This is a genomic window from Mesorhizobium sp. M0518, from assembly GCF_040321125.1.
Classification (GTDB): Bacteria; Pseudomonadota; Alphaproteobacteria; order Rhizobiales; family Rhizobiaceae; genus Mesorhizobium.
Window position 1 is genome coordinate 299,086 of record NZ_JAMYQY010000007.1, and the last position, 7,821, is coordinate 306,906.

Consider the following 7,821-nt stretch of genomic DNA (forward strand, 5'->3'; position numbering starts at 1 on the left):
CGGCGTGCGCGCCCATCATCGACATGACCGAAGAGCCCTCCGAAAGACTGATCGAGCAGCGTATCCGCAACAGGATCTACGAGATCCTGGAAATCCTGGCCGATTGTGACGACGGCGTCGATCTCGTCGGCATCAAGGGTTATTTCTATCTGTTCGAGGATTTCGTCCATCGCCCTTCGATCGAAGCCGGCACATCGGCGCTTTCGAAGGACGAGCGCGCGATCGTGCTGGAGATCGCCGAATTCCTGGAGGCGGCAAGCGAGACAAATCCGGACTTCACCAAGGCTGAGTTCATTGACAGCGACTGGCCGGGAAAGATCGCCCCGACGGCCAGGGAGGCGCGGACGCTGTTCCTCCGGCGCGGCCTGTTTTCGGAGAAGGTCGAGGAGCTTGAGCCTGGCCAGCGGCCGTGATTGCGGCCGGGCTGCAGACCGGTTCCAGGAGAAATTAACAGCGTTTGCCCGGGAAAAGCGCGTAGTGCTTTCCCTTGGGGCAATTGCGGCGAAACAAAGAGAGAGAGGTCATCGCCTTTGTGAAATGATGGGTGCGATCTATCTGGAAAACCAGGAAATTGTGCCAATTTGGCAACAGCGCGTTGTTAATAACGTTTTGGCCATCATTTTGCCCGAAAGTGTCTCATTCTTGCCGCAGCCTGGGGGCGGGCACGAAGTGAGAGGGTTACCTGTTGATTTCTACGCGATGGAAGACGCCGCTGTTGCTCGGCGCCGTCATTTCACCCCTGTTCTTGGCTGCCTGTAGCCAGACCACTTCACACGGCATGTCCGTCGCCAGCCTGACCGACGCCATCACGCCGGGTTTCCTGAGCTCCCGGGCGTACAGCCACACGCCGAAGGACAAGGAATGCCTGGAACGGGCGATGTTCTTTGAATCCAACCGCTCGAGCCGCGACGGCATGATCGCGGTCGGCACGGTGGTGATGAACCGGCTGCGCTCCGGCAAGCACGGCAGCACCATCTGCGCGGTGGTGGGCGAGCGCGGGCAGTTTGCCCCCGGCGTCATGACAAGGCCGATGAATTCACGCGCAATGCCCGATGTCGAGGAAGCCGCCGACGCGGTGCTGAAGGGGGAGCGCAAGTCCAAGCTCAAGAACACCATGTTCTTCCACACCGCCGGCCTACGCTTCCCCTACAAGAACATGCACTACACCATGGTTGCCGGCGGCAATGCCTTTTACGAGAAGCGCGGCCGCAACTGGCAGCCGCTGCCGGACGAGCCGCAGGTCGCCATTGCCTCGGCGGCGCCGCAGAAGCCAGCGGAGCCGGTGACGATGGTCGCGTCCGCCGAGCCGGTGCGTCCGGCCAAGCCGGCCACCGTCCGGTCCGCTCCTGCCCAACAGACCTATATGACCGCGGCCGCCGCGCCGGCCGCGAAATCTGCGCGTGTCTCGGCGGAGCCGACGGTGGTGGCGATGCAGGAGCCGATGGAGGAACCGGATGCCGCCCGTTTTGGCGGAACCTTGAACACAAGGACGAGGGTCATCTCCTCGGTCGAGGAAGCGCCGCAAGAGGCGTCTATGGGTTTCCAGTCGACGCCTGAGAACACCGACGCTGTCGGCGCGATGATCGTCAGCCAGGGCCGGCCGCTCGAAACCAACTGATCTGCTCTCCATGATCCCATGGGCCCCGCCCATTTTGGTCCGCCAAGGCCAATATGGCGGTCATGCGTATGCGGATGTTCCAAAGCGCTCTGAAAAATCCTAGATCAGAGCGATGTCGAAGCGAATCGCCGGTCCCGAGATCGAACGTCTGATCCAGCTCCTGGCCAAGGTGCCGGGGCTGGGTCCCCGTTCGGCCAGGCGTGCCGCCCTTCATCTGATCAAGAAGAAGGAGCAGCTTCTGTCGCCGCTGGCCGCCGCCATGGCCGAGGCGGCCGACAAGGTGCGCATCTGCTCGACCTGCGGCAATGTCGATACATCGGACCCTTGCATGATCTGCACCGATCCGCGCCGAGATGCCGGCACCATCATTGTCGTCGAGGACGTCTCCGACCTGTGGGCGCTGGAGCGCGCGGCGGCGATGAATGTGCGTTACCACGTTCTCGGCGGCACGCTGTCCCCGCTCGACGGCATCGGCCCCGAGCAGCTCAACATGCGCTCGCTGATCGACCGCGTCGCCGGTGGCGAGGTCAAGGAGATCATCCTCGCCGTCAATGCTACGGTGGAGGGCCAGACGACCGCGCATTACCTCACCGATCAGCTGTCCGGCTTCGATATCAAGGTGACACGACTGGCGCATGGCGTGCCTGTCGGCGGCGAACTCGACTATCTCGACGAGGGCACGCTGGCCGCGGCGCTGCGCTCGCGGACGGCGTTTTGACAAAGTTGCGGCAGAGGATGCGGATCATGATTGTTGCGCATCCGTCGAGGCTGGTGCCAAGCACCCCCCTCTGTCCTGCCGGACATCTCCCCCGCAAGGGGGGAGATCGGATGTCATCTTTGTTTTCGCAAATCGCCGACATTGCAACAAGAGCGCCGCCGATGAAGCGGCCAATCTCCCCCCTTGCGGGGGAGATGTCCGGCAGGACAGAGGGGGGTGTGAAGGAACGCAAACCTCTCAGATTGGCTCTGTTTTCCTTTTTTGCAGTTCTTCTCGCGGTCCTCCTTTCCACCCCCGCCTCCGCCGCAAAGATCGACGACCAGTTTCGCGCCTGGCTGCAGAACGACCTTTGGCCGCAAGCCAGGGCGAAAGGCATTTCCAAAGCCACCCTCGATGCCGCCTTCGACGGCATCAATCCCAATCTGAAGCTGCCCGACCTGGTCAAGCCGGGCGATAAGGCGACCACGCCGCAGAAGCAGCACCAGGCCGAATTCGGCTCACCCGGCGCCTATTTCGCCGAGAAGACGGTTCGCGCGGTGACGGCAGGCGGCCGGGCGCGCGAAGCCACCAATGCCAGGACACTTGCATCTATCGAAAAGCGCTACGGCGTGCCGGGCGAAGTGCTGCTGGCGATCTGGGGCCGCGAGACCGGATTCGGCGCGGCGAAGATGCCCTACGACGCCTTCGAAGTGCTGGGCACCAAAGCGTTCATGTCGACCAGGAAGGACTTCTTCCGCACCGAACTGCTTGCTGCACTCGAGATCGTCGAGCGCGGGCTGGCTCCGGTCGGCGCGATGAAATCGTCCTGGGCCGGAGCGCTCGGCCAGCCGCAATTCATGCCGACCTCGTTCCTGAAACATGCCGTCGATTTCGACGGCGACGGCCGCGCCGACATCTGGAACTCGACGCCGGACGTGCTGGCCTCGATCGCCAATTATCTCGTCCACTATGGCTGGGTAAAGGGCCGTGGCTGGGGTTTCGAGGTGATGGTGCCGGAAAGCGTTTCCTGTTCGTTGGAAGGCCCGGACCAGGGCAAGAAAATCTCCGAATGGGCGGCAATGGGCGTTAGGCGCGTCGGCGGCAAGCCGTTTCCAGCGAGTGAGATGAAGGCCGAAGGCTTCCTGCTGATGCCGGCAGGGCGCAGCGGTCCGGCCTTTATCGCCACGCCCAATTTCTACGTGCTGAAGCAGTACAACACCAGCGACCTCTACGCGCTGTTCATCGGCCATGGCGCCGATCGCATCGCCCATGGCGATTCGAATTTTGCCGGCAGCTGGGGCGCGGTCGGCGGGCTCCACCGTTCGGACATAGCCGCTCTGCAACGCGCGCTGGAAGCCAAGGGCTATGACGTCGGCAGCGCCGATGGCCTGCCCGGCTTCAAGACCCGCCGTTCGATCGGCATTTGGCAAGCCAAGAACGGCCGCGCCGCCACCTGCTTCCCTGACACCAGCCTGGTCGCGGCGCTGAGATAGCCGCGACATTCGCCAGATTATCCTCGATCGGCAGCCTCGATTGGCTGGCCGATGCGTCGACATCCCACCGGCCTTTCTGGCCCATTGAGCCATCGTATAAATGCTCGTTGCCCGCCACGAGGCTGCCGGATATGGTGTTGACCAACTGGACAAAAACCGCAACGGTAAGAGATCACTGGGGCCTTCTCCAGGCCCGAAAAGAATTGCACAACCCTGAGCCGGGAACTCAGGTCAACAAACAACAAAACAGGGAACAATCACGATGATGATGGAAAAGTTTGCTCTACGCTCTCGCTTCCTGCTGGCGGGTGCAGCCATGTCCGCGCTGCTTCTGGCCGGCGCGCCCGCCGGTGCGGTCACGCCCGCCGACACGCTGGTCGAAGGTTTCGCGATCGACGACATCATCTCCATGGATCCGGGCGAGGCGTTCGAGCTGTCGACCGCCGAGGTCACCGGCAACACGTATGATCTGCTTGTCCGTCTCGACCTCAGCGACACCTCCAAGGTCAAGGGAGACCTTGCCGAAAGCTGGACCGTCTCCGATGACGGCCTGACCTACACATTCAAGCTCAAGCCCGGCCTGAAATTCGCTTCCGGCAATCCGATCACCGCGGCCGACGTCGCCTGGTCGTTCGAACGCGCCGTCAAGCTCGACAAGAGCCCGGCCTTCATCATCGGCCAATTCGGCATCAGCGGCGACAACGTCGCCGAGAAGGCCAAGGCGGTCGACGAGACCACCTTCCAGTTCACCGTCGACAAGGCCTATGCGCCGAGCTTCGTGCTGAACTGCCTGTCGGCAACGGTTGCATCGGTGGTCGACGCCAAGCTGGTCAAGGAACATGTCGCTGCGGTGACGCCGAGCGCCGACTACAAATGGGACAATGATTTCGGCAATGCCTGGCTGAAGACCGGCTATGCCGGCTCCGGCGTCTTCAAGCTGCGCGAATGGCGGGCCAATGAGGTGGTCGTTCTCGAGCGCAACGATAATTACTACGGCGAGAAGGCCAAGCTTGCCCGCGTCATCTACCGCAACATGAAGGAAAGCTCGGGCCAGCGCCTGGCGCTCGAGGCCGGCGACATCGACGTTGCCCGCAATCTCGAGCCGAACGACCTCGACGCCATCGCCGAGAACGCCGATCTCACCTCGACCAGCGCGCCGAAGGGCACGGTCTATTACATCAGCCTCAACCAGAAGAATGCCAACCTCGCCAAGCCCGAGGTCCGCCAAGCCTTCAAATACCTGGTCGACTACGATGCGCTGAGCTCGACGATCCTCAAGGGCATCGGCGAAATCCACCAGACCTTCCTGCCGAAGGGTGTGCTCGGCGAATTGGATGAGAATCCGTTCAAGTTCGATGTCGCCAAGGCCAAGGAATTGCTGGCCAAGGCCGGTCTGCCCGACGGCTTCAGCGTAACCATGGACGTACGCACCGGTCAGCCGACGACCGGCATGGCGGAATCGATCCAGCAGACGCTCGGACAGGCCGGCATCAAGCTCGAGATCGTCCCGGGCGACGGCAAGCAGACGCTGACCAAGTACCGCGCCCGCAACCACGACATCTATATCGGCCAGTGGGGCCAGGATTATTTCGATCCGAACTCCAACGCCCAGACCTTTGCCTCGAATCCGGACAACTCGGATGCGGGTAAGTCCAAGACGCTGGCCTGGCGCAATGCCTGGGACATTCCGGACCTGACCAAGGAGACGGAAGCAGCGCTGCTTGAGAAGGACGCCGGCAAGCGCGCTGACATGTACAAGGATCTCGAGAAGAAGATCCTGGACACCAGCCCCTTCGTCGTCATCCACCAGCAGCTGGAAGTGGCCGGCCTGCGCAAGAACCTCAAGGGCTTTGCCCTCGGCCCGAGCTTCGACAGCAATTTCGTCGGGCCGGTGTCCAAGGAATAGTGCTCGCGGACACGCCGCATGAGCACGGTTGAAAAGGAAGTGGCGGCGGGGCGCGGCAGCGCCCGTGCCGTCGCTATTGCATCATCGCTTGGCCGTTTCCTGGTCATCGCGATCACGACCTATCTTGGTCTGCTCGCGGTCACCTTCTTCATCGGTCGCGTCATCCCGATCGACCCGGTGCTGGCGGTGCTCGGCGACCGGGCGCCGGCCAATGTCGTCGAGCGCACGCGCCGCGAGATGGGCCTCGATTTGCCGCTGGTCGAGCAGTTCTACATCTATGTGAAAAATGCCCTGAACGGCAATTTCGGTGTCTCTGTGCTGACCACCAATCCTGTCATGACCGACATTCGCCGGGCGCTTCCGGCCACGACGGAACTGGCGACGCTGGGGACGCTGATCGGCGCGCTGTTCGGCGTGCCGCTTGGCGTGCTGGCCGCGGTCAGGCGCGGCAGTTTCATCGACCAGATCGTGCGTATCATCGGCCTGATCGGCTATTCCGTGCCGATCTTTTGGCTGGGACTGCTGGCGCTGGTGCTGTTTTACGCCAAGCTGCAATGGGTTGCCTTCCCCGCGCGGCTCGACATCGTCTACGAATACACCTTTACGCCGATCACTGGCTTCTATCTCCTCGACTCTGCGATGCAGGGGCAGTGGGACGTTTTTTACGACGCCTTCCGCCACATCATCCTGCCGGCCTCGCTGCTCGGCTATTTCTCGCTCGCCTATATCAGCCGCATGACGCGCTCGTTCATGCTCAACGAATTGTCGCAGGAATATATCGTCGCGGCGCGCGCCAAGGGACTGTCGGAAACCCGCATCATCTGGGGCCACGCGCTGCGCAATGCGGCGGTGCCGATGGTGACGGTGATCGCGCTCTCCTATGCCGGGCTGCTCGAAGGTTCGGTGCTGACCGAGACCGTCTTCTCATGGCCGGGCATCGGCCTCTACATAACCAACTCGCTGCAGAACGCCGACATGAACGCGGTGCTCGGCGGCACCATAGTCATCGGCTCGGTGTTCATCGCCATCAATCTCCTCTCCGACCTTCTGTATCGGGTGCTCGATCCGAGGACGAAGGTTCAATGAGCAGAGGTATTCCACTTTCGGGCCTAGAGCAGTTCACCGTTTCACGGAAACGGCGACCCGCTCCAACTCCTTGTTTTTACGCAATTCCGGACGGAAAACCGTTTCACACTTTTCCTGGAATTGCTCCAGCTGCGGCCAATCACCCCCACTCCGGCCCTTCGGGTCACCTCTCCCCCTTGTTTGGACCGGAGACATCGCGAACAGGTGTGCGAGGACATCGCGAACAGTTTTGTCACTTATCGTCTGCAGAGGTTGAGGTCGACTGTTTCTATTTTCTGATGTCTGAAGAAGGCTTGGAAGACGCCGTCCTTGCCGGTGGGGGTGAAGGCCACGGCTTTCCCTCCAAATGCCTTGGAGAGGCGCAGGATGTAGCCGCACAAGGCGACGCGGCCCTCTTTCTGGACCTTGCGAACGATGGCGTCTTGTGGGTAGTCGAAAGCTTCGACGGCCTCGCAGAAGGATCGCGGCGAGGGTGTGTATCTGTCGAGGGGGACGCAACCCTTGAGGCCATCGTGGGGTCTTTCGGTGTTGTAGAGGTCGCGCCAGGCATCGAAGGCTTTCTGCGCGCGATCGAGATTTTCGAAAGCAGGTCCGGCCATCGCTTCGGCCTTGAGCGAGCGGTGGAAGCGCTCTTCCTTGCCCAGCGTCTGCGGATGCAGAGGCCTGGAATGGGAGATGGCGACGCCGTGCTCGATCAGCCAGACGGTGAAGCGTGTGAAGTTGCTTCGTCCGCCATCTCCCCACGGTGGGCCGTTGTCGAAAGCCATGCGCTGCGGCAGCCCATAGCGGCGAAAGGCGGCAATCAGGTGGGGTTTGACCGTTTCGCCGGTCTCGTTGATGCAAGCCTGCAGCACGACGGAGAAGCGCGAATGGTCGTCGAGCGCGGTCAGCGGATGCAGCCGGCCGCCCTGCCGCAACGCGACATGGCCCTTGAAGTCCATCTGCCACAGATCGTTGGGGGCGGCATGCTCGAAGCGCCCGAACGGCTTGGCTCCACCCCCGAGCAAACCCAGCTCGACGC

The 7,821-nt window shown here is 62.1% G+C and carries 8 protein-coding genes; 7 read left to right on the forward strand and 1 reads right to left on the reverse strand.

The features are described from left to right. The first annotated feature begins 23 nt into the window (after positions 1-23). From NKI66_RS13200 to NKI66_RS13230, 7 genes are all read left to right on the forward strand, one after another. Positions 24-413 (forward strand): hypothetical protein, encoded by a 390-nt coding sequence (locus tag NKI66_RS13200; protein WP_127293990.1) that lies wholly within the window; start codon positions 24-26, stop codon positions 411-413. Further along, a complete protein-coding gene (locus NKI66_RS13205; protein WP_352719676.1) occupies positions 391-759 on the forward strand; it encodes a hypothetical protein in 369 nt (122 codons plus the stop codon). The genes NKI66_RS13200 and NKI66_RS13205 overlap by 23 nt, the downstream gene beginning before the upstream one ends. Further along, a complete protein-coding gene (locus NKI66_RS13210) occupies positions 686-1,618 on the forward strand; it encodes a cell wall hydrolase (protein WP_128305644.1) in 933 nt (310 codons plus the stop codon). Before NKI66_RS13205 ends, NKI66_RS13210 begins: the two co-directional genes overlap by 74 nt. Positions 1,619-1,730: 112 nt before the next feature. Beyond that, positions 1,731-2,336, forward strand: a complete 606-nt coding sequence (gene recR / locus NKI66_RS13215) for a recombination mediator RecR (RefSeq protein WP_128305643.1) — start codon at positions 1,731-1,733, stop codon at positions 2,334-2,336. Positions 2,337-2,530: 194 nt separating this feature from the next. After that, positions 2,531-3,808 (forward strand): lytic murein transglycosylase, encoded by a 1,278-nt coding sequence (locus tag NKI66_RS13220; protein WP_128304321.1) that lies wholly within the window; start codon positions 2,531-2,533, stop codon positions 3,806-3,808. A 262-nt stretch (positions 3,809-4,070) separates the two neighbouring features. Beyond that, a complete protein-coding gene (locus NKI66_RS13225; protein WP_352719679.1) occupies positions 4,071-5,714 on the forward strand; it encodes an ABC transporter substrate-binding protein in 1,644 nt (547 codons plus the stop codon). 18 nt (positions 5,715-5,732) lie between these two features. Continuing rightward, positions 5,733-6,800 (forward strand): ABC transporter permease, encoded by a 1,068-nt coding sequence (locus NKI66_RS13230; RefSeq protein ID WP_128304323.1) that lies wholly within the window; start codon positions 5,733-5,735, stop codon positions 6,798-6,800. Between the two features lie 236 nt (positions 6,801-7,036). Here NKI66_RS13230 and NKI66_RS13235 read toward each other — a convergent pair. Further along, positions 7,037-7,821: integrase core domain-containing protein (locus NKI66_RS13235; RefSeq protein WP_352751808.1), on the reverse strand; the 785-nt coding region annotated here is incomplete at its 5' end.

Bases quoted from the DNA above. Each gene is read 5' to 3' on its own strand.
- NKI66_RS13220 (WP_128304321.1), top strand. From the start codon at position 2,531: ATGTCCGGCAGGACAGAGGGGGGTGTGAAGGAACGCAAACCTCTCAGA.
- NKI66_RS13200 (WP_127293990.1), top strand. From the start codon at position 24: ATGACCGAAGAGCCCTCCGAAAGACTGATCGAGCAGCGTATCCGCAAC.
- recR (WP_128305643.1), top strand. From the start codon at position 1,731: ATGTCGAAGCGAATCGCCGGTCCCGAGATCGAACGTCTGATCCAGCTC.
- NKI66_RS13225 (WP_352719679.1), top strand. From the start codon at position 4,071: ATGATGATGGAAAAGTTTGCTCTACGCTCTCGCTTCCTGCTGGCGGGT.
- NKI66_RS13230 (WP_128304323.1), top strand. From the start codon at position 5,733: ATGAGCACGGTTGAAAAGGAAGTGGCGGCGGGGCGCGGCAGCGCCCGT.